Source organism: Ruegeria sp. H3 (genome assembly GCF_056533095.1).
In genome coordinates, this window is record NZ_JBQFOD010000001.1 from 294,306 (window position 1) to 316,067 (window position 21,762).

At 58.2% G+C, this 21,762-nt stretch carries 20 protein-coding genes; 8 read left to right on the forward strand and 12 right to left on the reverse strand.

Annotated features, from left to right (window positions below; all coding sequences use genetic code 11):
• Nucleotides 1-36 precede the first annotated feature (36 nt).
• The 6 genes from ACR0JE_RS01515 to ACR0JE_RS01540 form a co-directional block, all read right to left on the reverse strand.
• A complete protein-coding gene (locus ACR0JE_RS01515) occupies nt 37-882 on the reverse strand; it encodes an ABC transporter permease (protein WP_480862479.1) in 846 nt (281 codons plus the stop codon).
• Nucleotides 879-1,811 carry an ABC transporter permease gene (locus ACR0JE_RS01520; RefSeq protein ID WP_480862481.1) on the reverse strand — a complete coding sequence of 311 codons (933 nt, stop codon included), beginning with the start codon at nt 1,809-1,811 and terminating at the stop codon, nt 879-881. The genes ACR0JE_RS01515 and ACR0JE_RS01520 overlap by 4 nt, the downstream gene beginning before the upstream one ends.
• Nucleotides 1,808-2,242, reverse strand: coding sequence for a GNAT family N-acetyltransferase (locus ACR0JE_RS01525; protein WP_480862483.1), 435 nt, complete (start codon nt 2,240-2,242; stop codon nt 1,808-1,810). Before ACR0JE_RS01525 ends, ACR0JE_RS01520 begins: the two co-directional genes overlap by 4 nt.
• The gene (locus ACR0JE_RS01530) at nt 2,235-3,032 is read right to left on the reverse strand and encodes an ABC transporter ATP-binding protein (RefSeq protein WP_480549009.1); all 798 of its coding nucleotides are present in this window, start codon (nt 3,030-3,032) and stop codon (nt 2,235-2,237) included. Before ACR0JE_RS01530 ends, ACR0JE_RS01525 begins: the two co-directional genes overlap by 8 nt.
• Nucleotides 3,033-3,085: 53 nt before the next feature.
• Nucleotides 3,086-4,540: a dihydropyrimidinase gene (gene hydA, locus ACR0JE_RS01535; protein ID WP_480862485.1), complete on the reverse strand. Its 1,455-nt coding sequence runs from the start codon at nt 4,538-4,540 to the stop codon at nt 3,086-3,088.
• Between the two features lie 93 nt (nt 4,541-4,633).
• The gene (locus ACR0JE_RS01540) at nt 4,634-5,884 is read right to left on the reverse strand and encodes a Zn-dependent hydrolase (RefSeq protein ID WP_480862488.1); all 1,251 of its coding nucleotides are present in this window, start codon (nt 5,882-5,884) and stop codon (nt 4,634-4,636) included.
• A gap of 170 nt (nt 5,885-6,054) precedes the next feature.
• On the opposite strand from ACR0JE_RS01540, the gene ACR0JE_RS01545 reads away from it, so the two are divergent.
• Nucleotides 6,055-6,663 (forward strand): TetR family transcriptional regulator C-terminal domain-containing protein, encoded by a 609-nt coding sequence (locus ACR0JE_RS01545; protein ID WP_480549003.1) that lies wholly within the window; start codon nt 6,055-6,057, stop codon nt 6,661-6,663.
• 47 nt (nt 6,664-6,710) lie between these two features.
• Here the strand turns inward: ACR0JE_RS01545 and preA are convergent, their stop codons facing one another.
• From preA to ACR0JE_RS01560, 3 genes are read right to left on the reverse strand one after another with little or no spacing between them, the layout of a single operon-like run.
• Nucleotides 6,711-8,015: an NAD-dependent dihydropyrimidine dehydrogenase subunit PreA gene (gene preA, locus ACR0JE_RS01550; protein WP_480862490.1), complete on the reverse strand. Its 1,305-nt coding sequence runs from the start codon at nt 8,013-8,015 to the stop codon at nt 6,711-6,713.
• 20 nt (nt 8,016-8,035) lie between these two features.
• Nucleotides 8,036-8,872 (reverse strand): methyltransferase domain-containing protein, encoded by an 837-nt coding sequence (locus ACR0JE_RS01555; RefSeq protein WP_480862492.1) that lies wholly within the window; start codon nt 8,870-8,872, stop codon nt 8,036-8,038.
• Nucleotides 8,873-8,915: 43 nt separating this feature from the next.
• Nucleotides 8,916-10,250: an NAD(P)-dependent oxidoreductase gene (locus ACR0JE_RS01560; protein WP_480862494.1), complete on the reverse strand. Its 1,335-nt coding sequence runs from the start codon at nt 10,248-10,250 to the stop codon at nt 8,916-8,918.
• 300 nt (nt 10,251-10,550) lie between these two features.
• Between ACR0JE_RS01560 and ACR0JE_RS01565 the strand changes: the two genes are divergently transcribed.
• The 3 genes from ACR0JE_RS01565 to ACR0JE_RS01575 all read left to right on the forward strand — a co-directional run bounded on the left by ACR0JE_RS01565 (nt 10,551) and on the right by ACR0JE_RS01575 (nt 13,624).
• A complete protein-coding gene (locus ACR0JE_RS01565) occupies nt 10,551-11,546 on the forward strand; it encodes a hypothetical protein (protein WP_480862496.1) in 996 nt (331 codons plus the stop codon).
• A 71-nt stretch (nt 11,547-11,617) separates the two neighbouring features.
• Nucleotides 11,618-12,910 (forward strand): O-acetylhomoserine aminocarboxypropyltransferase/cysteine synthase family protein, encoded by a 1,293-nt coding sequence (locus tag ACR0JE_RS01570; RefSeq protein ID WP_480541192.1) that lies wholly within the window; start codon nt 11,618-11,620, stop codon nt 12,908-12,910.
• A gap of 3 nt (nt 12,911-12,913) precedes the next feature.
• A complete protein-coding gene (locus ACR0JE_RS01575) occupies nt 12,914-13,624 on the forward strand; it encodes a GNAT family N-acetyltransferase (RefSeq protein WP_480541190.1) in 711 nt (236 codons plus the stop codon).
• Between the two features lie 2 nt (nt 13,625-13,626).
• On the opposite strand, the gene ACR0JE_RS01580 is transcribed toward ACR0JE_RS01575, so the two are convergent.
• On the reverse strand, nt 13,627-14,322 hold the full coding sequence (locus ACR0JE_RS01580) for an SIMPL domain-containing protein (protein WP_480862499.1): 696 nt from the start codon (nt 14,320-14,322) through the stop codon (nt 13,627-13,629).
• A 163-nt stretch (nt 14,323-14,485) separates the two neighbouring features.
• Between ACR0JE_RS01580 and ACR0JE_RS01585 the strand changes: the two genes are divergently transcribed.
• Together ACR0JE_RS01585 and ACR0JE_RS01590 are read left to right on the forward strand one after the other, a co-directional pair.
• Nucleotides 14,486-16,447 (forward strand): hypothetical protein, encoded by a 1,962-nt coding sequence (locus ACR0JE_RS01585; RefSeq protein WP_480862501.1) that lies wholly within the window; start codon nt 14,486-14,488, stop codon nt 16,445-16,447.
• The gene (locus ACR0JE_RS01590) at nt 16,440-17,066 is read left to right on the forward strand and encodes a class I SAM-dependent methyltransferase (RefSeq protein WP_480862503.1); all 627 of its coding nucleotides are present in this window, start codon (nt 16,440-16,442) and stop codon (nt 17,064-17,066) included. Before ACR0JE_RS01585 ends, ACR0JE_RS01590 begins: the two co-directional genes overlap by 8 nt.
• Here ACR0JE_RS01590 and hppD read toward each other — a convergent pair.
• A complete protein-coding gene (hppD, locus tag ACR0JE_RS01595) occupies nt 17,063-18,160 on the reverse strand; it encodes a 4-hydroxyphenylpyruvate dioxygenase (RefSeq protein WP_480541184.1) in 1,098 nt (365 codons plus the stop codon). The genes ACR0JE_RS01590 and hppD overlap by 4 nt on opposite strands.
• A gap of 138 nt (nt 18,161-18,298) precedes the next feature.
• Between hppD and ACR0JE_RS01600 the strand changes: the two genes are divergently transcribed.
• Complete coding sequence (locus ACR0JE_RS01600) at nt 18,299-18,763, forward strand: Lrp/AsnC family transcriptional regulator (RefSeq protein WP_480862780.1); 465 nt, start codon at nt 18,299-18,301, stop codon at nt 18,761-18,763.
• A gap of 19 nt (nt 18,764-18,782) precedes the next feature.
• Entirely contained in the window at nt 18,783-20,663 is a 1,881-nt protein-coding gene (locus ACR0JE_RS01605) for a cation:proton antiporter domain-containing protein (RefSeq protein ID WP_480862505.1), read from the forward strand.
• Nucleotides 20,664-20,691: 28 nt separating this feature from the next.
• Here ACR0JE_RS01605 and cobT read toward each other — a convergent pair whose 3' ends face one another.
• A complete protein-coding gene (gene cobT, locus ACR0JE_RS01610) occupies nt 20,692-21,702 on the reverse strand; it encodes a nicotinate-nucleotide--dimethylbenzimidazole phosphoribosyltransferase (protein ID WP_480862507.1) in 1,011 nt (336 codons plus the stop codon).
• Between the last annotated feature and the right edge of the window lie 60 nt (nt 21,703-21,762).

A 21,762-nucleotide genomic window follows, 5' to 3' on the forward strand; every position in this document is an offset into this window, starting at 1 on the left:
TGCCCCGTTTTCGAGGTCTGTTCAGTCTTCTTTTTGTTATCCGCGTTGTGAGGGGTGCCAGAAGGTCACCACCTTTTCGATACCTGCCACCAATGTATAGAACACCGTACCCGCCATGGCCGCCACTGCAATCTCGGCCCAGACCAGATCGATCGACAAGCTGCCCACCCCGGTCGAGATCCGAAAGCCCATGCCGCGCGTGGGCGATCCGAAGTATTCGGCTACAATCGCCCCGATCAGCGCCAGCGTTGTGGCAATCTTGAGCCCGTTGAAAATGAACGGCATCGCCGCAGGCAGGCGTAGCTTGATCAGGGTCTGCATATAACTGGCCGCATAGGTGCGCATCAGATCACGCTGCATGGTGTCCGCCTCGCGCAGGCCCTGTACCGTGTTCACAAGGATCGGAAAGAACACCATTACGACGACCACGGCCGCTTTGGATTGCCAGTCGAACCCGAACCAGCTGACCAGAATGGGCGCAATCCCCACGATGGGCAGGGCCGCGACAAAATTCCCGATGGGCAGCAACCCGCGTGTCAGAAACACCGACCGGTCGATAAGGATTGCTGTCAGGAAAGCTGCGGTACTTCCGATGGCAAACCCGGTGAAAGCCCCTTTGAACACAGTCTGAGTGAAGTCCTGCCACAGAATATCGGTCGAGTTCGCAAAGGTCTGCGCCACCATAGACGGCGGCGGCAGGATCACGGGTGAGACGTTCAGCCCGCGCACCAGACCTTCCCACAAGATCAGCAGTGTGACACCAAACAGCACAGGCACAAAGACCCGCACACCTTTGGAATCTCGATAGATCGACCGCGCCAGCCATGCATTCAGCCACCAGGCACCGACCCAGAAAATTAGCGCAAAGATCAGCCAGCTCATGCGCCCATCCCCATGCGTTTCAGCGTCACCCGTTGCAGCACATCCAGCAAGGTCACGAGTATGCCCGCCAGAATAGCCGCCGCGAACAGAGCCGCCCAGATTGCAAGCGGCGTGCCAAACTGATCCCCGATCAATATCCGCGCACCCAGACCGGAGATTGCGCCTGTCGGAAGTTCTCCGACAATCGTACCGACAAGGGCTGCAGCGATACCCACCTTCAGCGAAGTGAACAGATAGGGCACCGAGGACGGCAAACGCAGCTTCAGAAACGCCTGCAGACCGTTCGCATTGTAGGTTCTCAGCAAATCCAGTTGCGAAGCAGCTGGCGACCGTAACCCCTTGACCATCCCCACCAGAACCGGGAAGTAACATAAATAGGCCGAGATGATCGCCTTCGGAACACCGCGCCCTTCGATCCCGAGCTGAGAACTCAGCACAATGATCATCGGCGCCAAAGCCACAATCGGCACCGTTTGGCTGATAATGGCCCAAGGCATGAGGCTCATATCCACAACGCGGGAATAGACAATAGCGACGGCCCCGAGAATGCCGACAGCCGTGCCCAGAATAAAACCCCAAAGCGTCGATTGAAGGGTGATCCATCCGTGGTAGATGAGCGATCGCTTGGACATGGCTCGCCCGCGCATCGCCATTTCACCGGTGGTTTTCCAAAGCTCCTGGCCAACTTGGACCGGGGTTGGCAGGCGCGGTCGATCCAATTCATAACCCCGCGAGACATGCGAAGGGTTCTGCGCCATCAAAACCCAGCTCGACACCTGCTGGCGATCCCGTGATAGCTCGGGTGTTACTGTTTCCCCGGCGCGTTCCGCCTGATCCAGCGATACGCGGATATTCATCGGTGCCACGGCCAAATACCAAAGCACGACAATGGCCAACAGAACCGTTATCACGGCAAGAGCCTGCTTCATGCGCGCCACTCCATACGGAACACCGGAACCGTATCCGGGGGCACCGGCGGCTCCTCGGCTGTTACTTCGAACCCCTCACGTCGGTAGAACCTTTGCGCCGCTGTGTTGAGCGTATGCGTGGTCAACCAAAGAAAATCCCGCCCTTCCTTAGCCTTGTCGACAAACTGTTTGCCAATTCCATGCCCGGTTCGGCCGCAATACAGAGCGCCGATCTTCTGTTCTTTTGGGTCGACCGACATGTAGCAATCCACCGGTTCACCCGCGACCCAGATTTCACGCGCGTCAAACGCCTCACCAATCATTCCTGCCAATTGATCCACCGATAACTCTTCGCGCATCCACTCGGTCTGGCTGGCCCAGTTGTGAACCACGCGGGCGCATGTTTCCACATCCGTGGGCCTTGCGCGCCTGATCTGGACAGGGTCAGTCATCATAGGAATGCCCCGCCCGCAGCCCGTCACGTACCCGGTGCGCGACCTCGATGAATTCCGGCGTATCGCGAATGTCCAACGGCCGTTCCTTGGGCAACGGGCTGTCAATCACATCCGTGATCCGCCCGGGCCGAGGGCTCATGACGACGATCTTGGTGCTAAGATATACGGCCTCAGGGATCGAGTGGGTAACGAACCCGATTGTCTTCTCGGTCCGTGCCCAAAGCGCCAGAAGCTGTTCGTTCAGGTGGTCCCGCACAATCTCATCCAGCGCCCCGAACGGTTCGTCCATCAGCAGGATATCGGCATCAAAAGCCAAGGCGCGCGCGATACTGGCACGCTGTTGCATCCCACCGGATAGCTGCCACGGAAACTTCCCACCAAACCCTTCCAGATCAACCAGTTCCAGAACCTTCTTAACGCGCTCATCCTGTTCTGCAGCCGAGTACCCCATGATCTCAAGCGGCAGTTTGATGTTTTTGGCAATCGTCCGCCACGGGTACAAGCCGGCAGCCTGAAACACATACCCGTAAGCGCGCTTGCGTCGCGCTTCATCCGGGGTCATGCCATTAACCGTCAACGTTCCGCCTGTCGGTGTTTCCAACGCCGCGATACAGCGCAGGAACGTGGTTTTGCCGCAGCCAGACGGGCCAATGAAGCTGACAAAATCACCCTTGTCGATGGTCAGATTCACATCTTTTAGGGCATGGATCGGGCCATCGTTCGTCTGAAACGTCAGGTCGAGCTGCCTTGCCTCGATCACGGGCTGGGTCTTACTTTCAGTAGTCATTCCATCGCCTTGAAAAGTTTGAGTTTGAGCCGCCACCGGACGGCTCATACAGATCACACACCAGACGCCGGAATACCCGTCCGTTCAATGGGTCGCGGTGCTGTCAGCTCTTTCCAAGTGCTTAACGCTTTGTTCACATGTGTATTGGCTTCGCGCGAGACGAACTTTCCGTGCCCTTCTTGCGTCTGGATCTCACCATCATGCACAGCGACCACACCACGGGTCAGCGTGAATCGCGGCAACCCGCGCACTTCTTTGCCTTCAAACACGTTGTAGTCGATCGACGATTGTTGCGTCTGGGCCGAGATCACCTTGGCCTTGTCCGGATCCCAAACCACCAGATCAGCATCAGCTCCGACAAGAACCGCACCCTTTTTAGGGTAGCAATTCAATATCTTGGCGATGTTTGTTGAAGTAACCGCCACAAACTCGTTCGGCGTCAAACGCCCGGTATTCACCCCATAGGTCCAGAGCATCGGCATCCGATCCTCCAACCCGCCAGTCCCATTGGGAATCTTTGTGAAATCCCCTACGCCATAGCGTTTCTGTTCAGTCGTAAAGGCGCAATGATCCGTGGCCACGACACTCAGAGTGCCCGATTGCAGACCGTTCCACAGACTATCTTGATGCTGCTTGTTCCGGAACGGAGGGCTCATGACCCGCCGCGCCGCATGTTCCCAATCGTGGTGGAAATACTCGCTCTCATCCAAGGTCAGGTGCTGGATCAAAGGTTCTCCCCAAACCCGCTTGCCCTGCATCTTCGCGCGCCGAATGGCCTCATGCGCCTCTTCGCAGGAGGTATGTACCACGTACAAAGGCACGCCCGCCATGTCCGCAATCATGATCGCGCGGTTGGTCGCTTCGCCTTCGACCTGCGGTGGACGGGAATAGGCGTGTGCCTCTGGGCCGGTATTGCCTTCGGCCAGCAGCTTTGCGCTCAGCTCGGCCACCACGTCACCGTTCTCCGCATGCACCATCGCGGTACCACCTAACTCGGCCAAACGTTTGAACGAGGCAAACAACTCATCATCATTCACCATCAACGCGCCTTTATAGGCCATGAAATGCTTGAATGTATTGATGCCACGCGTCTCGATCACCGTCTTGATGTCGTCAAACACCTGCTCTCCCCACCAAGTCACCGCCATGTGGAACGAGTAGTCACAATTCGCCCGCGTCGATTTATTGTCCCAACGCTTGAGCGCATCCAGCAAGCTCTCACCAGGATTGGGCAGCGCGAAATCCACCACCATCGTGGTGCCACCAGCCAAAGCCGCGCGCGTGCCGCTTTCGAAATCGTCGCTGGAATAGGTCCCCATAAACGGCATCTCAAGATGCGTGTGCGGGTCGATCCCACCTGGCATCACGTAGCAACCCGAGGCGTCCAACTCTTTGTCGCCGCGCAGGTCCGGCCCAATCTCGGTGATCACACCGCCCTCAACTTTCACATCCGCCTTATAGGTCAGATCGGCGGTTACGATGGTCCCGTTCTTGATGACAGTACTCATTTCAAACTCCCTGTTGCGGTCTGCGCCGCTTGCTTCATCTGGCTAAAAATATCCCGGGGGAGTCGCGGCCTGCCGCGACGGGGGCAGCGCCCCCTATTCCACGATCTCAGACGTCTCAACGACCGCGTGCAGCAAAACATCCGCCCCGGCAGCAGCCCAATCCTTGCTGATCTCTTCGGCTTCGTTATGGCTCAGCCCATCTACGCAAGGGCACATCACCATCGCGGTCGGCGCGACCCGGTTGATCCAGCAGGCATCATGCCCGGCCCCCGAGATGATATCCGTATGGGAATACCCCAGCCGCTCTGCCGCGTCGCGCACGGCGGCCACACAGCCCTCATCGAATTTGACCGGATCGAATCCACCGACCTTTTCGAGTTCAATCTGCAGGCCCATCTCGTTCACGATATCCTCGGCCGCCACACGCAGGCGATTTTCCATATCGGTGATCACATCCAACTCAGGTGAGCGGAAATCAACCGTGAACACGACCTTGCCCGGGATCACATTGCGGGAATTCGGATAGACATCAATATGCCCCGCTGCCCCAACGGCGTGCGGTGCATGCGACCAGGCAATCTCATCCACTTTCTCAAGAATACGCGCCATCGCCAGGCCCGCATTCTTGCGCATCGGCATCGGAGTCGAGCCAGTGTGGGCATCCTTGCCGGTCACCGTGATCTGAGTCCAACTCAGCCCCTGACCGTGGGTCACAACGCCGATATCCTTGCCCTCGGCCTCCAGGATCGGGCCTTGTTCGATATGCAGTTCAAAGAAGGCATGCATTTTGCGCGCGCCGACCTCTTCCTCACCACGCCAGCCGATCCGCTGTAGTTCATCGCCGAACTTTTTGCCTTCCGCGTCTTCACGGTCATAGGCCCAATCCTGCGTGTGCATCCCCGCAAACACGCCCGAGGACAGCATGGCCGGCGCGTAACGCGTTCCTTCTTCGTTGGTCCAGTTCGTCGCAACGATCGGATGCTTGGTCTTGATGCCCAGATCATTCAACGTGCGAATGATCTCTAGCCCACCCAGCACACCCAGCACGCCGTCATACTTGCCACCTGTCGGCTGGGTATCGAGATGCGAACCTACATAGACTGGCAGAGCCTCCGGGTCGGCTCCCTCGCGCATGGCAAACATGTTGCCCATCTGATCCAGTCCCATGGAACAGCCCGCTTCTTCGCACCAGCTTTGGAACAGCGCGCGCCCTTCGGCATCTTCATCCGTCAGCGTCTGTCGGTTATTACCACCTGCAACACCGGGCCCAATCTTGGCCATCTCCATCAGGCTGTCCCACAACCTGTCGCCATTGATCCTGAGATTCTGCGCCGGAGCTGCCATAGTCACTTTCCCTGTTGCTTGCGATTTGCTCGCTATTGCTGTCTTGATTTGACCATCTGGTCAAACTCACGCTATCACGGGTTCGACATCAGTCAAGAAATTGCGGTGCACCACCAAACTTTTTGGCCTAGTCCATGCGTGCCTGACGAAAAAAGAGACAGTCCAAACAGATGCCCAGCGACCGCGCCCCAACCCGTATTCAGAAAAAGAACCGCGCTGCGATTCTAGAGGCAGCGTTGAACGTGTTTTCGTCAAATGGGTTTCGCGGCTCGACGGTTGATCAGATAGCGGCAGAATCCGGACTGAGTAAGCCGAATTTATTGTACTACTTCCCGTCAAAAGAAGCGATCCATACAGAGCTTCTGTCTGGCCTGCTGGAAACCTGGCTGGCGCCGCTGCACGATCTGGACGAAAACGGTGATCCGCTTGAGGAGCTTCTGTCCTATATTCGCCGAAAGCTGCAGATGAGTCAGGAGCTACCACGAGAAAGCCGCCTGTTTGCCAACGAGTTGGTTCAGGGCGCACCGCGCATTCACGAGGCTTTGTCTCAGGATCTCAAAGCATTGGTCGATAAGAAAACCGCGCTTCTGACCGGGTGGATGGATCAGGGCAAAATCGCGCGGGTGCACCCTTATCACTTGATGTTTTCGATCTGGGCCCTGACCCAGCACTACGCAGACTTCGAAGTTCAGGTGCGCGCGATCCTGGGCGACGAAGACCCGTTTGAAGGCGCAGAAACGTTTGTCGACACCCTGTATCGCAAGCTTTTGACACCTTGAACTAAGGGACCGCACCAACGGCCCCTCAAAGATCTGCGCAAACCTGTTCATTCCGCGGCCTTGGCCATCGGATTGTTGGGATGCGTTGTCCAGTTTGCATAGTCCGGCTGAACCTCGCGCCCGGTACGTGGGTCAACCTCTCCTGCTGCCATCGGCTCCATCGAAATACAGCCCTCTACTGGGCAGACATCGACACAGAGATTACAGGCTACGCATTCTTCGTCGATCACCTCGAACACCCGGTCCGGCGACATGGCGATGGCCTGGTGGCTGGTGTCTTCACAGGCGGCATAACAGCGACCACATTTGATGCACTGGTCCTGATCAATCTTGGCCTTGGCGATGTAGTTCAGGTTCAGATACTGCCAATCGGTTACGTTGGGGATCGCGCGACCAACAACTTCTGAGACTGTGGAATACCCCTTCTCGTCCATCCATTTGGACAGACCCGCCGTCAGTTCATCGATGATCTTGAAACCATAAGTCATGGCCGCTGTGCAGACCTGTACGTTGCCGCAACCCAGCGAAATGAACTCTGCCGCATCACGCCATGTGGTAACGCCACCGATACCTGAAATGGGCAGACCATGCGTTTCCGCATCTCGCGCGATTTCCGAAACCATGGACAGCGCAATCGGCTTCACCGCCGGACCGCAATACCCGCCATGGCTGCCCTTGCCATCAATCGAAGGTTCGGGGCTGAACGTATCCAGATTGACGCTGGTGATCGAGTTGATCGTGTTGATCAGCGACACCGCATCCGCGCCGCCATTCTTGGCCGCTGCTGCAGGTTTGCGGATATCAGTGATGTTCGGCGTCAGCTTCACGATCACTGGGCGGTCGTAGTACATCTTGCACCAGCGAGTGACCATTTCGATGTATTCCGGTACCTGACCGACGGCTGCGCCCATGCCCCGCTCGCTCATCCCGTGCGGACAGCCAAAGTTCAGCTCGATCCCGTCCGCGCCGGTCTCAGCCACGCGGGGCAGGATGGCTTTCCACGCGCCCTCCTCACACGGCACCATGATTGAGGCGATCAACGCCCGGTCCGGGTAGTCCGCCTTGACCCGCGCCATTTCCTCAAGGTTCACCTCAAGCGGTCGGTCGGTGATCAGTTCGATATTGTTCAGGCCCAGCAACCGCCGATCTGCGCCATATATCGCACCGTAACGCGGCCCGTTCACATTCACGACCGGAGGGCCCTCGGCCCCCAGTGTTTTCCAGACCACGCCGCCCCATCCGGCCTCAAAGGCGCGGCGGACGTTGTATTCCTTGTCGGTTGGCGGGGCCGAGGCCAGCCAGTAGGGGTTGGGGCTGGAAATGCCCAGAAAGTCTGTCGTCAGGTCAGCCATGGGTACTCCTTTCCGGCTCCTCAGCCGGTTTTCTTGAAAATCATCTCGGTCGGGCGAATCCGCCCGGCATGCAGGTTTGCAACGTAGTTTTGAAACTTCTCAGGCGCCGTCTCGCCCATCATCAGGTGGATGCCCAACGGCGCGGGGCCGGATTCGGAAATCTTTGCAAAGACTTCCTCGAAGAACTTGATGGCGAATTCGGTACGATCCGCCTCGGTCACCAATTCAAGCCCCGCCGATGCGGCTGCGTCCTTGTAGAGCTCGGGCGCGTCTACAAAGGATGTCTCAGCAACGCTTGACCAGGGCAAAGGGAACGCCAGAGGTTCGTCTGTTTCACCGGCCATCACGTCGAACAGAGCAAACTGCCCACCTGTCGCCAAAGCACGCGCAACCTCAGCGAACAACCCGGCCTTGTCTTCGATGTTCATACCAACATGCAACATAACTGCCAGATCGAACCCCGCATCCGGCACTGGCATGTCCAAAGCGCTGCCGACGTGGAACGCGACCTTGTCGGAATGCCCCACGATCTCGCTGAGAGCCTTTGCCGTTTCGACAAATTCGGGTGTCAGGTCGACCCCCGTCACAGTCGAGTCATAGCGATCCACGATATAGCGCGATGTTCCACCAATCCCGCAGCCCACATCCAGCACCCGCGTCGCATGGGTCAAAGACAATTGGTCAAACAGGTGATCGGTGGCCAGAACGCCGCCCGTGTGGAACTCGTCACCAGCTTTCAGATCGGCGACCGTGGCCGCATCCGGGTCCACGCCGCTGGCTTTCAGCGCGTCGCGCACGCGGTCCGTCAGGGCACCGGTGGTATAATGTTTGGCAACTGCGTCTTCGATCTGGGACATAACGATACCTCAGCGAATAGGTTGGCTTGAAAGCCTCACCCTATCACGAAACCAGGCTCGCGTGGATGTCCATCGCCGCATCCCGGCCTTCGGCCACGGCGGTCACAGTCAGGTCTTCGCCCCCGGCCGCACAATCTCCACCAGCCCAGACACCGGAGATGGAAGTACGCCCAGCCCCGCTGACGGCGATCTTGTTGCCGTCCAGTTCCAGCCCTTCGGGCGCGCCATCCAACGTCTGGCCAATGGCTTTCAGAACCTGATCCGCGGGCAGCCGAACCGTCTCACCGGTTCCGCTCAACTGACCGTTTTGGTTCGAAGTGTATTCCAGCTCGATCTCAACCGCCGCACCGTTGCCATGCACAGCGACAGGCTGAACATTGGTCATGATCCGCACGCCATGCGAGGCCGCAAGGTCCTGCTCATACCGGCTGGCCCCCATCGCGTCGCGCCCACGACGATAGGCGATCGTGACCTGCTCGGCCCCCAGCAGCTTTGACTTCACCGCCGCATCAACAGCCGTCATGCCGCCGCCGATCACAACCACATTCCGACCGACCGGCAGATCAGCAAGATCCGAAGCTTGCCGCACGTCAGAGATAAAATCGACTGCCGGGCGCACGCCGTCCTTTTCCACACCCTGTGCCCGCAGCGCATTCACACCAGCCAGGCCAATAGACAGAAAAACGGCATCGTAATTTTCAATCAGCCCCTCCAGAGAGAGGCCCTCGCCCAGCAAAGAACCGGTTTCGATAGCGATACCGCCGATTTTCAGCAGCCAGTCCACCTCGGCCTGTGCAAAGTCATTGGTCGATTTATAGGCCGCGATTCCATACTCGTTCAGACCACCCGGCTTGGGCTTGCCTTCGTGAATCACCACATCATGGCCCAGCATGGCCAGCCGATGGGCGCAAGCGAGACCCGCTGGTCCTGCGCCAACAACGGCCACAGTTTTGCCGGTCGCCGCAGCGCGTTCAAAAGGATGTTCGCCAGAGGCCATCACATCATCGGTTGCGAAACGCTGAAGCCGCCCGATCTCAACTGGTTTGCCTTCGGCGGCTTCGCGCACGCAGGCCTCTTCGCACAAGGTTTCGGTCGGACAGACCCGAGCACACATGCCACCCAGGATATTCTGGTCCAGAATGGTCTTTCCCGCCGATTGCGGCTGACCCGCCTGTATCTGGCGGATGAACAACGGAATATCGATATCCGTCGGACAGGCCGTCACGCATGGCGCGTCGTAACAGAAATAGCAGCGATCTGCGGCCACGGCGGCCTCATGCGGGGCCAAAGGCGGATGCAGATCCGTAAAATTCGATGTCAGTTCATCGCTGGAAAGCCGCCCGGAAACGATCCCGGGTGCCATCTGGCCCTGTGCCATCGCTCTACTCCCTGTAGATATGTTTGTTGTGACCTCAGCTTGCCACAAATCGAAATTTTATCAATTGGTAAAATTTATCAATTGGTCAAAATTTTGAAAATGCACGAGAATTCGTTCGAAATATCGGCGTTTTCGCAGGTTTTTGGCAATAAACTAGGCAGCGCTGACACGCTGAAGTGCTGCAACTCGGGTTGGCATTGGACAACCCGCGCACCACAAACGACTTTTGACGCCCTACACCGGTTGCTGTAAGCCCAATCTCAGATGCGTGAGATCAACGCATGTTTAGGACGGGCACAGATGCGGGCAGCTTCGCAAGACTTCAATATTGTCATCATTGGTCAGAACAACCGCCTGCAATATGAGGCGGTCCTGTTCGCCGCCTCGCTGCGCCATTCCGCGCCCGACTTCAAAGGGCGTCTGTTCGTCGCCACACCCAAACCCGGTCCGCGCTGGAACCAGAACCCGACCATTCAAGATCAGGACGTACTCAAGGCCCTGAATCAGCTTGATGCGGAAGTCCTGCCTTTTGACAATCATGTCTTTGGCGAAAGCTATCCTAACGGGAACAAGATCGAAGCGCTTTTGGCCCTGCCCGAAGGCGAACCCTTTGTTTTCTTTGATACAGATACCCTGATCACTGGCGATCTGGGCGACGTTCCGTTTGATTTTGGCCGCCCCGGCGCCTCGCAAAAAGTCGAAGGCACATGGCCCAAGCCCACGCTTTACGGGCCAGGGTTTGAGGGCATCTGGTCTGCGCTTTATCGCCGTTTTGATCTGGATTTCGACGGCTCGATTGACACCGACCAACCGCAGGGACATTGGCGTCGGTATCTGTATTTCAACGCAGGCTATTTCTTTTTCAAATGCCCGCGTCAGTTTGGCGAGCGGTTTCTGGACTATGCGCGCACCATCCGGGATGAGAACCTCCCTGAACTGGTCGGACAGAACCTTGATCCATGGCTGGATCAGGCCGCCCTGCCCCTTGTGATCCATTCCCTTGGCGGTGGGCGAGACGCTTTGCCCGAAGGGCTGTTGGATGGCTCGGTCAGCTGTCACTATCGCTTATTCCCGCTGCTCTATGCGCGCGAGAGTGATCATGTGATCGACGTTCTGGAAACCGTCGTGGCCCCGAACAAGGTCAAGAAGGTTCTCAAGCAATATGATCCGATCAAAAAGCTTGTGATTCAGGGCAAGGGTCAGAAAATCCGGGACCTGTTTGATCGCAACGCCCTACCCAGCCGCGAACAGGTGATCCGCAACAGGATCAAAGCACAGGGCCTCTGGATGCGCTGAAAGCGGCGTTGTGTGACAGCGGGCAATGTCCTACAGATTTCGCAAGTTCTATTTCGACAGGAGAGTTTACGATGTCCGACGGCCCTACCTATGGTTTCGACACCCTACAGATTCACGCCGGCGCACGCCCTGACCCGGCAACCGGTGCGCGCCAGACTCCGATCTATCAAACTACCGCCTATGTGTTCCGCGATGCCGATCACGCGGCAGCCCTGTTCAATCTGCAGGAAGTGGGCTTCATCTATTCTCGCCTGACCAACCCCACAGTGGCTGTGTTGCAGGAACGTGTTGCGACGCTAGAGGGCGGCGTTGGCGCGGTCTGCTGCTCCTCGGGTCACGCGGCGCAGATCATGGCGCTGTTCCCGCTGATGGGGCCGGGTTGCAACGTGGTGGCCTCGACCCGCCTGTATGGCGGCACGGTCACGCAGTTCAGCCAGACGATCAAGCGCTTCGGTTGGTCGGCCAAATTCGTCGACACCGACGATCTGGAGGCCGTGAAAGCCGCCATTGACGAAAACACCCGCGCGGTATTCTGCGAATCCATCGCCAACCCCGGCGGTTATGTCACCGATATCCGATCGCTGGCGGATGTGGCGGACGCGGCAGGCATTCCGCTGATCGTCGACAACACCTCGGCCACGCCCTACCTGTGCCGCCCGATTGAACACGGCGCGACTCTGGTCGTGCATTCGACTACCAAATACCTGACTGGCAACGGCACGGTCACCGGTGGCTGCATCGTGGATTCGGGCAAGTTCGACTGGTCGGCGAATGACAAATTTCCCTCGCTCAGCCAGCCCGAGCAAGCGTATCACGGGTTGAAATTCCATGAGACCTTCGGCCCGCTGGCCTTCACCTTCCACGGCATCGCAATTGGCCTGCGCGATCTGGGCATGACCATGAACCCGCAGGCGGCGCATTACACGCTGATGGGGATCGAGACGCTTTCGCTGCGGATGGAGCGCCACGTCGAGAACGCCCAGAAGATCGCCGCCTGGCTCGAAGCGGATGACCGGGTCGACTACGTGACGTATGCGGGCCTGCCCTCGTCGCCCTATCACGACCGGGTCAAGGCACAGTATCCGCGCGGTGCCGGTGCCCTGTTCACCTTTGCCGTCAAAGGCGGCTATGACGCCTGCATCAAACTGGTCAACGCTTTAGAGATCTTCAGCCACGTTGCCAACCTCGGCGATGCGCGCTCGCTGATCATCCACTCGGCGTCGACCACGCACCGCCAGTTGACGCCCGAGCAGCAAGAGGCCGCAGGAGCCGGTCCAAACGTTGTGCGCGTTTCCATCGGGATCGAGGATGCCAACGACCTGATCGCCGATCTGGATCAGGCTTTGGCCAAAGCCAGCGCATAAACCATGAGCGGGCACGACACCAACACGCTGGGTCAACCCATCGGACGGCCGGTCAAGGGCGAGTTCCCTCGCCCCACACCACCGTATACCCCGATGGAGGGCCAGTATTGCTCGGTCGTGCCACTTGATGTGAACAGGCACGCGCCCGGATTGTTCCGGGCGTTTGCCAATGATGCCGATCACCGGAACTGGACCTACCTGCCCTATGGGCCGTTTGACACGGAACGGGCGTTTGAAACCTGGGCGCGTGCCACCTGTATGGATGCAGACCCGATGTTCCATACGGTTCTGAATGCGGAGGAGGTGCCGATCGGTATGGCCTCATATCTGCGGATCGAGCCCGCAGCGGGTGCGATCGAAGTGGGGCATATCCATTTCTCACCCCTGTTGCAGCGCACACCGCAATCGACCGAGGTTATGTATCTGATGATGAAACGCGTCTTCGATGAGTTGGGCTACCGACGCTACGAATGGAAATGCGATGCGCTAAACGCACCGTCTTGTGCGGCGGCACGGCGTCTAGGTTTTACCTTCGAAGGGATCTTCCGCCAAGCGACCCACTACAAAAGGCGCAACCGAGATACGGCGTGGTTTTCCGTTCTCGACAGTGAATGGCCCCGCATCCGGGGCGCATTCGAGGCTTGGTTGTCGCCTGACAATTTCGACGCGACGGGCCAGCAACGACAGCCGCTGATGGCCCGCGCCGACAACTGAGCTTACTCAGAAATCTCGAACTCCATCGAAACGCTGACGGATACCGTGATCTCACCGCCTGCTACGGGCACTCCACCAGTGTCGGCGACGCTAAAGGCGCGCATCTCTGCCATGGGCCGGACCCCTCCGGTGCGCTCGGAAATCGACTGAACCGGACCCAGCGTGACATTGGCCGCTTGCGCCAGTTGCTCGGCCTTTGACGTGGCTTCGCCCACGGCTTTGGCGCGTGCCTGAACCTCGATAGGTTTGGTGTCCTGCAGACCAAAGCTCAGCCCGCCAAAATCATTCGCCCCGTCCTGAATGACCGCGTCCATGATCTCCCCCAGCTGAGACAGGTCTCGCACCCGAACAAACACGCGGTTCGAGGCGACAAAGCCCGTGATCTCGGGCGGCTCTCCGTTCTGCTGATTGCGGTTCGACCAGACTGGTGAGAGCGACAGGTCGCGTGTTTGCACATCCCGATCCTCGATCCCCATGTCTGTCAGTCGGGACAGCACCTGCGCCACCGCATCAGATGTGGCTTTCATCGCAACCGACGCCTCAGCGTTCTGATTGGTCACACCCAGTGTGATCGTCGCCATATCAGGTGCAACTTGCACGGTTCCAGTCGCGTCAACGGTAATGCGACGTTCTTCCGCATGGGCGATACCAGCGGCAGTCGCGGCCATCATGGCGGTCAGAAAAGCGAATGTCTTCAAGGTCATCCCTCCAAATTACTCCCGTTCAACATGGGTTGGCAGGGCTTTGCCATACAAGGGGAGAGGTTGCGTTTTTCTTTCCCTCGGCGGGTTCCTGCTCTACTGTCACTCTGCGAGCGTGTGATCGTTTGCGCTGATGATATAGTTATGGTTCTCCGGGAATATGAAACCCGCCTTTACGCTATCTTTTTCTGCAACCGGTATTTCGTTGCACCATCTGTCCGAAGGTGAGTGGTACGAGATCGGCACTGTATCGCTGGATACAGATGACCTGAACGGGCAGATACAGGCGCTGCGAGATCAGGGTTTTGCACTGGAAAACAACCTGAGTTGCAATGTGGTTATCCCAGCGGATCAAATCCGCTATCTCACGATTCCATCGGAAGGTCTGTCTACTGACGAAAACGCGCAAATGGTGAAGGGCGCGTTGGTCGATGCCACACCATATGAGCGCGACGAACTGAGTTTTGCCTCGATCACCAAAGACGGCCTGGTCTATGGGGCGGCAGTGGCACGCCAGACCTTGAACGAAGCGCATAGCTTTACCACCGAGCATGGATTCGTGCCGGTCGCTTATACCGCAGAACCCGGTGATGACGAGTTCCCTGGCGTGCCGGTGTTTGACCTGGATGCAGAACCGCTGATTGCTGTTCCGATTGCGACGCCAGAGGCCAGTCCTGCCACGGAAACGCCGGAACCCAAAGAAGACACCAATCCGTCAACCCCCAAGGTTCACGCCATAGCGGAAACCACCGCCCCGGACGCGTTTCGAACGCCTGCGCCATCGCAGGGTGACTCGGCAAGCAGCGGCGCGGGTCTCAACAAATTTGCCCTGCCTGCGGTCGCAGCGACGGGTTTGTTGGCCCTTGTGATTGGCGCGTGGTCTCTTATCGGATCGCCGGAAGAGGAGATTGTGGCCGAGGGAGACTTGGAACCTGAAACCACATCCCCTGAGGCTGAAATGGCCGCTGATCTGGCGGTGGACATCCAGCCGGAGGTACCTGAGGCGGGAAATACCGAACCTGAGGTAGAACCCGTACCAGAAGACGATCAGGTGGCGACCGTAGAGCCCGCACCCGAGGCGACAGCCGAAGATCAACCCGCCTTGTCTGCGACCGATGCGGCGATCCTTGAGGCGTTGAAGGTAGAACCCACGCCGGTCGAGGACGTTGCACAGGAAACCGAGACGGCTCCGCAATCTGAAATCGCCACAGGTGTTGTTGAGACCGCCCCAGCACAGCCCGAAGAACCAGTTGCCGTTGAACCGGACGATCTGTATTTGGCTTCGGTTGGCAAATCCGATTTTTCCAACGACGCGGTGGCCCTGGCACCGTCAGCGAGTTTTGAAACAGATCAGCCCTTTGATCTGCCCGCTCTGGCGCGCGCCTCCATCCCCGGGTTTGATCTGGATGAGCGCGGGCTGGTCACCCCAACGCCCGAAGGCACGCTGAACCCTGATGGCGTGCTGGTCTATCTCGGCCGCCCCTCGTCTGTGCCGCCAGCAGTACCTTTGCGGTTCGAACAAGAACCGGTGGTCGAGGAAACAACCTCGCGCTTGGCCGGAATACGGCCCAAGCCCCGCCCTGAGAACCTGCAAGATCAATTCGAACGTCAGCAACTGGGCGGCAGATCGTTACAAGAACTGTCTGTGTTGCGGCCCAAGCAACGCCCCGCTTCGCTACAAGCCAGCCCCGAGGTGGATGATACCCCGACTGCCTTGGCCGTCGTCCTTGTTCCGCGTCCCAAGGCACGCCCTGCAGGGCTGGTTCGGACTGCGGCAGCGGCATCGGCGACCAATCTGGGATCAACCGCCGGGCTGGATCAGAACAGTGGTGGGGCCGAAACCTTCGAGCCCAAAACCGTTGCCCCCAAGATCCCCACGACCGCATCGGTGGCGCGGCAAGCGACCATCGACAACGCGATCAACCTGCGCCGCCTGAACCTGATCGGGGTCTACGGCACACCAGCCAACCGGCGCGCCTTGGTGCGCTTGCCCAGCGGACGATACAAGAAACTGAAAGTGGGTGACCGAGTCGACGGCGGCAAGGTCGTCGCAATCAGCGACAGTGAGTTGCTATATCAAAAGAAGGGTCGCAACGTGTCCCTCAAGATGCCGCGTGGATGATCATTTTGCGTATCAAAGGCGCGTTTTTGAAGGGTACGAACACTCTGCTCTTCAGTTAATTTCGTCTTACGAGAACCTGATGCAAGAGGCCGTACTGGGCCCTCTTGTCGATTTTCTGCCCGGCCCTGATGCGCATGTTTTGGATGTGGGTGCGGGTCCTGGTGCGTTGGCTGCCTGGCTGGTTGAACATGGGTTTCTTGTCACGGCCGTTGAACCCGTCGCCCGATTCCGAGATCACGCTCAGACCAGCTATCGCCACCTCGAGATAGAGTGGTTTGATGCAAGTCTGCCAAATTTGACCAACTTACCCAAAGACCAAACCAGCTTTGACGCCGCCCTGGCAATCGGAGTGCTACATCATCTAAATCCGCAGGATCAGAAAACCGCTATTGAAGCACTGGCTACACGGCTGAAACCATCAGGCCGCCTGATCCTGTCACTGCGCCACGGCCCCTGCCCTGTGGACAGACCGGGGTTTCCAATCTGCGCCGACGATCTAGTGACCGTCGCGCAGCACGCCGGGCTAAAGGTTCTTCATCGCTCCGGCCACGCTTCCCTTCAAGAGGGAAACAGGTATGCCGGAGTGACTTGGACTAAGCTTGCGTTCGAAGCGGACTAAGCCGCTGAAATCTCGCCGCTTTCGATCTGCTCGCGTTCAATGGACTCGAACAAGGCCTGAAAATTCCCCTCTCCGAACCCATCATCGCCCTTGCGCTGAATGAACTCAAAAAAGATCGGGCCGATCACGGTTTTCGAGAAAATCTGAAGCAAAATCCGCGTCTCACCGCCATCCACCACGCCTTCGCCGTCGATCAGGATGCCGTGCTTAATCATCCGATCCAGCGGCTCGTCATGATCTTTCACGCGGTCCTTTGACATATCATAGTAGGATTGGTTCGGGCCTGGCATGAACTTTAGCCCCTTCTCGGCAATCGCGTCGGTCGAGGCATAGATATCCTCGCTGCCCACCGCGATATGCTGGATACCTTCGCCCTTGTACTTCTTGAGGTACGAGACGATCTGACCCGTTTCGCCGCGATCTTCGTTGATCGGGATACGGATACGGCCGCAAGGCGAGGTCAACGCGCGGCTATAGAGCCCCGTGAACTTGCCCTGAATATCAAAGAACCGGATTTCGCGGAAGTTGAACAAGTCGCCATAAAACTTGAACCACTTGTCCATATTGCCCTTAAAAACGTTATGGGTCAGGTGGTCGAGGTAGTAGAACCCATCACCGCGTGGTTTGGATTCCTTGATCCATTCGAATTCCTGGTTGTAGGGCGATGTGTCGTAATACTGATCAATGAAGTAGATCAGCGACCCGCCAATCCCTTTGATCGCGGGTACATCCATGGTTTTGTCCGCGCCATCATAGGGTTCGGCCCCTTTTGAAACCGCATGCTCATACGCCTGCTGCGCATCGACAACCCGCCAGCCCATTGCAGGCGCACAGGGGCCGTGTTCGGCGACAAACTTTGCGGCAAAACTCTCAGGATCAGCATTGAGGATATAAGTCACGTCCCCTTGCTGCCACAGCTCGATCAGGGGTTTTTTCTTGTGACGGGCAACAAGGTCATAGCCCATGGTCGCAAACAGATCCCGCAATTCCTGCGGGTTGGGATGGGCGAATTCGACGAACTCGAACCCGTCGGTTCCAGCCGGGTTCTCTGCGCTGATGATGGATTTCGGGGCGTTATGCGGGAAAGGACCCATGGCGCGTCTCCTTTGAAAACAGGAATTTCTTTGCTGATTCCAAGATATGTCTCAAACAACGCTGTTTCTGCGCATTGTTTTCAGATAAACTACGTTTGCACGCGCAAAACACGCGCAATTTTGAACAAATACAATGAAATGCCGCAAGCACTGGATCATATCGATATCAGATTGTTGGCCGCGCTGCAGCGCGATGCGCATCTGACCGCGCAACAGCTGGGCGAGGTGCTAAACCTGTCTGCAAGTCAGGCCGGTCGCCGCCGCCAACGGCTGGAGGCCGAAGGATACATCACTGGTTATACCGCGCGACTGGACCCGCTGAAACTGGGCCTGCAAGTCCAGGGGTTTGTTCAGGTCCATCTCGGCACGCATGGGCCGGATCAATCGGCCAGCTTTGCCCGTATGGTCGACGCCCGCCCCGAGATCACCAGCGCCTGGACGATGACCGGAGAGGCAGATTACCTGTTGCATGTCTATTGCGACGATCTATCTGCGCTCAACAGCTTGCTTCATCAGGTGATCCTGCCGCATCCTGCAGTTGCACGGGTTCAAAGCCAGATCGTGATGGACCAATTGAAACGCGACGCCCCCCTGCCGACCTGAGCAGGCAACGAGGACACATATGGACGATTTCCTGTACCAGGCTTCTATTTATCTCGCTGCTGCGGTGATTGCCGTTCCGCTATCGGCGCGTCTGGGATTGGGATCGGTTCTGGGATATCTGGCCGCCGGCCTTATCATCGGCCCGGTTCTGGGCCTTGTTGGGGCTGAAACCGAAGACCTGCAGCATGTGGCCGAGTTCGGCGTGGTCATGATGCTGTTCCTGATCGGGTTGGAGCTGGAACCGCGCGCGCTTTGGGATATGCGGGACAGGTTGTTGGGACTGGGCGGTTTGCAGGTTCTACTGTCCACCGCAGTGATTGCGGGCGTGGCGATTTATGCCAGCCACCCGTGGACCGTGGCGCTCGCCGTCGGCCTGACCCTATGCCTGTCTTCAACCGCAATTGTACTGCAAACCCTGTCTGAAAAGGGGCTGATGCAGACAAATGGCGGGCGCGCGACCTTTTCAGTCCTGTTGACACAAGACATCGCCGTCATCCCGATTCTGGCGATGTTGCCCTTGCTGGCCCTGCCGGCCATCCCTCATATCGAGGCCGATGGGTCGATTGACCGCAGCGCCGCAGAGCATTTGCATGATGCGCATCACAGCCTGTCCTTGGTTGAGGGATTACCTGGTTGGGCCGTCACATTGGTGACAATCGGAGCCATTGCCTTTGTTATTCTGGCAGGTGTCTACCTGACCCGCCCTCTGTTCCGCTTTATCCACGCCTCGCGCCTGCGCGAGATGTACACCGCATTGGCCCTGATGATCGTGGTTGGCATTTCCTTCCTGATGACACTGGTTGGCCTGTCACCCGCTCTGGGCGCATTTCTGGCGGGTGTTGTGCTGGCCAGCTCGGAATTCCGGCATGAGATGGAAAGCGACCTTGAGCCCTTCAAAGGCCTTTTTCTAGGCCTTTTCTTCATCACGGTTGGGGCCGGGATCGACGTTGGGTATTTCTTCAACGATCCGTTTGACCTGATCGGTCTTGCCCTGCTGGTGATCCTGGCCAAGGGGATCATCCTCTATATTGTTGGCAAAGCCTTCAAGCTGAAAGGCCGGGATCACTGGCTTTTCACCCTGGGTTTGGCGCAGGCAGGTGAGTTTGGCTTTGTCCTTTTGGCCTTTTCACGGCAACAGAATGTGATCCCTCAGGACCTGGCGCAAAAGCTGCTTATGATCATCGCGTTGACGATGCTGATTACGCCGCTTTTGTTCATCATCTACGATCTGCTGTCGCGGAAACTTGGTGAACCGACAGCGACGATGGAACCGGACGAGATCGACGAAAAAGGCCCTGTGATCATCGCCGGCATTGGACGGTTCGGTCAGATCGTCAATCGCCTTGTGGTGGCCAGCGGGTTCAAGACCATCGTTCTGGACCATGATATCGAGACGATCCAGCTGATGCGCCGTTTCGGCGTCAAAGGCTTTCTGGGTGACCCAACCCGGCCCGAGCTTTTGCGCGCAGCGGGGCTGGATAAGGCGTCAGTTCTGGTTGCGGCAATGGATGATCGAAAGACGGTGACGCGACTGGTCGGATTTGCCCGCCGCCAACGCCCGGACCTGCACATCATCGCCCGCGCCCATGACCGGACCCATGTGTACGAGCTGTACCAGGCAGGGGCCAACGACATCGTGCGTGAAATGTTCGACAGCTCCTTACGCGCCGGTCGGTACGTATTGGAAAATATCGGGCTCAGCGAATACGAAGCCGCGCAGGCCGAACAGACCTTCTACCATCACGACCGGGCATCGGTACGCGAACTGGCCGAGCTGTGGGTACCCGGCATGCCCACCGCAGAGAACAAGAAATACATCGAGCGGGCGCAGTCTTTGGAGAAAGACCTGGAGACCGCGCTTCTGGAACTGGCCGAGGAACACGCCCAGAAATCTGCCTGATCGGGTGCAGCCCGAACAGGCGATCAGGTCATCCGTCTGACACGCCAGCCTCGGCAAAGGTGGCCATGCCGGAATGGCAGGCCACGGCGCTTTTGATGATATTGATGGCCAGCGCCCCGCCAGAGCCTTCGCCCAATCGCAGGCCAAGGCTCAACAGCGGCTCTTTGCCCAGCTTCGCAAGCATGGCTCCATGCGCACCCTCGGCACTTTGATGGCCTGCGACCGCATGGTCCAACGCCGCGACAGATACACGCGCGAGACAGGCAGCTGCGGAAGTGCAGATAAACCCGTCCAGAATGACAGGGATGCGCAATACGCGGGCGGCAGCAATCGCACCGGCCATCGCGGCAATCTCACGTCCACCTAGACAGCGCAGAACCTCCAGCCCATCGTCGGTAGCATGGCGCGCAACGCCTTCGGACACAACGCGGGTTTTGTTAGCAAGGCCAGCATCGTCAACACCGGTGCCACGTCCGGTCCAATCGGCAGCCTCACCCCCGAACAGCGCGCAGGCGATGGCCGCAGCGGGGGTGGTGTTGCCGATCCCCATCTCTCCGACCACCAGCAGATCGGCTTGTGGATCGACCGCGTTCCAACCGGTTTGCAGCGCGCTCAGAAGTTCGACCTCGCTCATGGCCGGGCCTTGTGTAAAATCTGCGGTCGGGCGATCCAGCTCCAGCGCATGGACATCCATCTTCGCCCCGGCCGCCTTGGCCAGTTGATTGATCGCAGCCCCGCCATGTTCGAAATTCATCACCATCTGCACGGTCACTTCAGGCGGAAAGGCCGACACACCCTGCGCCGTGACCCCGTGATTGCCTGCAAACACAATGACCTGAGGCTGTTCGATCTGTGGGCGCGCATCGCCGCGCCACGACGCGTACCAGATCGCCAGATCCTCGAGCCGCCCCAACGCACCCGGAGGTTTGGTCAGCTGGCCATTGCGCGTGGCGGCGCCGTCTGCGGCCGCTATGTCCGGACCAGGCGCGTTGATCAACGCATCGCGGAACGTGTTCAAATCATTCAGTTCGGGCAGCATCAAAGCCTCATTGCATCAGAGTGGTCCTGCGTGTTTAACCGAAGCTGAGAGACCAACAAG

What these genes read in the sequence shown, in the direction of transcription:
- ACR0JE_RS01570 (WP_480541192.1), top strand. Translation starts at nt 11,618, where the DNA reads ATGTCCGACGGCCCTACCTATGGTTTCGACACCCTACAGATTCACGCC.
- ACR0JE_RS01600 (WP_480862780.1), top strand. Translation starts at nt 18,299, where the DNA reads ATGCCGCAAGCACTGGATCATATCGATATCAGATTGTTGGCCGCGCTG.
- ACR0JE_RS01545 (WP_480549003.1), top strand. Translation starts at nt 6,055, where the DNA reads ATGCCCAGCGACCGCGCCCCAACCCGTATTCAGAAAAAGAACCGCGCT.
- ACR0JE_RS01565 (WP_480862496.1), top strand. Translation starts at nt 10,551, where the DNA reads ATGCGGGCAGCTTCGCAAGACTTCAATATTGTCATCATTGGTCAGAAC.
- ACR0JE_RS01525 (WP_480862483.1), bottom strand. Translation starts at nt 2,242, where the DNA reads ATGACTGACCCTGTCCAGATCAGGCGCGCAAGGCCCACGGATGTGGAA.
- hppD (WP_480541184.1), bottom strand. Translation starts at nt 18,160, where the DNA reads ATGGGTCCTTTCCCGCATAACGCCCCGAAATCCATCATCAGCGCAGAG.
- hydA (WP_480862485.1), bottom strand. Translation starts at nt 4,540, where the DNA reads ATGAGTACTGTCATCAAGAACGGGACCATCGTAACCGCCGATCTGACC.
- ACR0JE_RS01560 (WP_480862494.1), bottom strand. Translation starts at nt 10,250, where the DNA reads ATGGCACAGGGCCAGATGGCACCCGGGATCGTTTCCGGGCGGCTTTCC.
- ACR0JE_RS01530 (WP_480549009.1), bottom strand. Translation starts at nt 3,032, where the DNA reads ATGACTACTGAAAGTAAGACCCAGCCCGTGATCGAGGCAAGGCAGCTC.
- ACR0JE_RS01605 (WP_480862505.1), top strand. Translation starts at nt 18,783, where the DNA reads ATGGACGATTTCCTGTACCAGGCTTCTATTTATCTCGCTGCTGCGGTG.
- ACR0JE_RS01520 (WP_480862481.1), bottom strand. Translation starts at nt 1,811, where the DNA reads ATGAAGCAGGCTCTTGCCGTGATAACGGTTCTGTTGGCCATTGTCGTG.
- ACR0JE_RS01515 (WP_480862479.1), bottom strand. Translation starts at nt 882, where the DNA reads ATGAGCTGGCTGATCTTTGCGCTAATTTTCTGGGTCGGTGCCTGGTGG.
- ACR0JE_RS01585 (WP_480862501.1), top strand. Translation starts at nt 14,486, where the DNA reads ATGAAACCCGCCTTTACGCTATCTTTTTCTGCAACCGGTATTTCGTTG.
- ACR0JE_RS01540 (WP_480862488.1), bottom strand. Translation starts at nt 5,884, where the DNA reads ATGGCAGCTCCGGCGCAGAATCTCAGGATCAATGGCGACAGGTTGTGG.
- preA (WP_480862490.1), bottom strand. Translation starts at nt 8,015, where the DNA reads ATGGCTGACCTGACGACAGACTTTCTGGGCATTTCCAGCCCCAACCCC.
- ACR0JE_RS01555 (WP_480862492.1), bottom strand. Translation starts at nt 8,872, where the DNA reads ATGTCCCAGATCGAAGACGCAGTTGCCAAACATTATACCACCGGTGCC.
- ACR0JE_RS01575 (WP_480541190.1), top strand. Translation starts at nt 12,914, where the DNA reads ATGAGCGGGCACGACACCAACACGCTGGGTCAACCCATCGGACGGCCG.
- cobT (WP_480862507.1), bottom strand. Translation starts at nt 21,702, where the DNA reads ATGCTGCCCGAACTGAATGATTTGAACACGTTCCGCGATGCGTTGATC.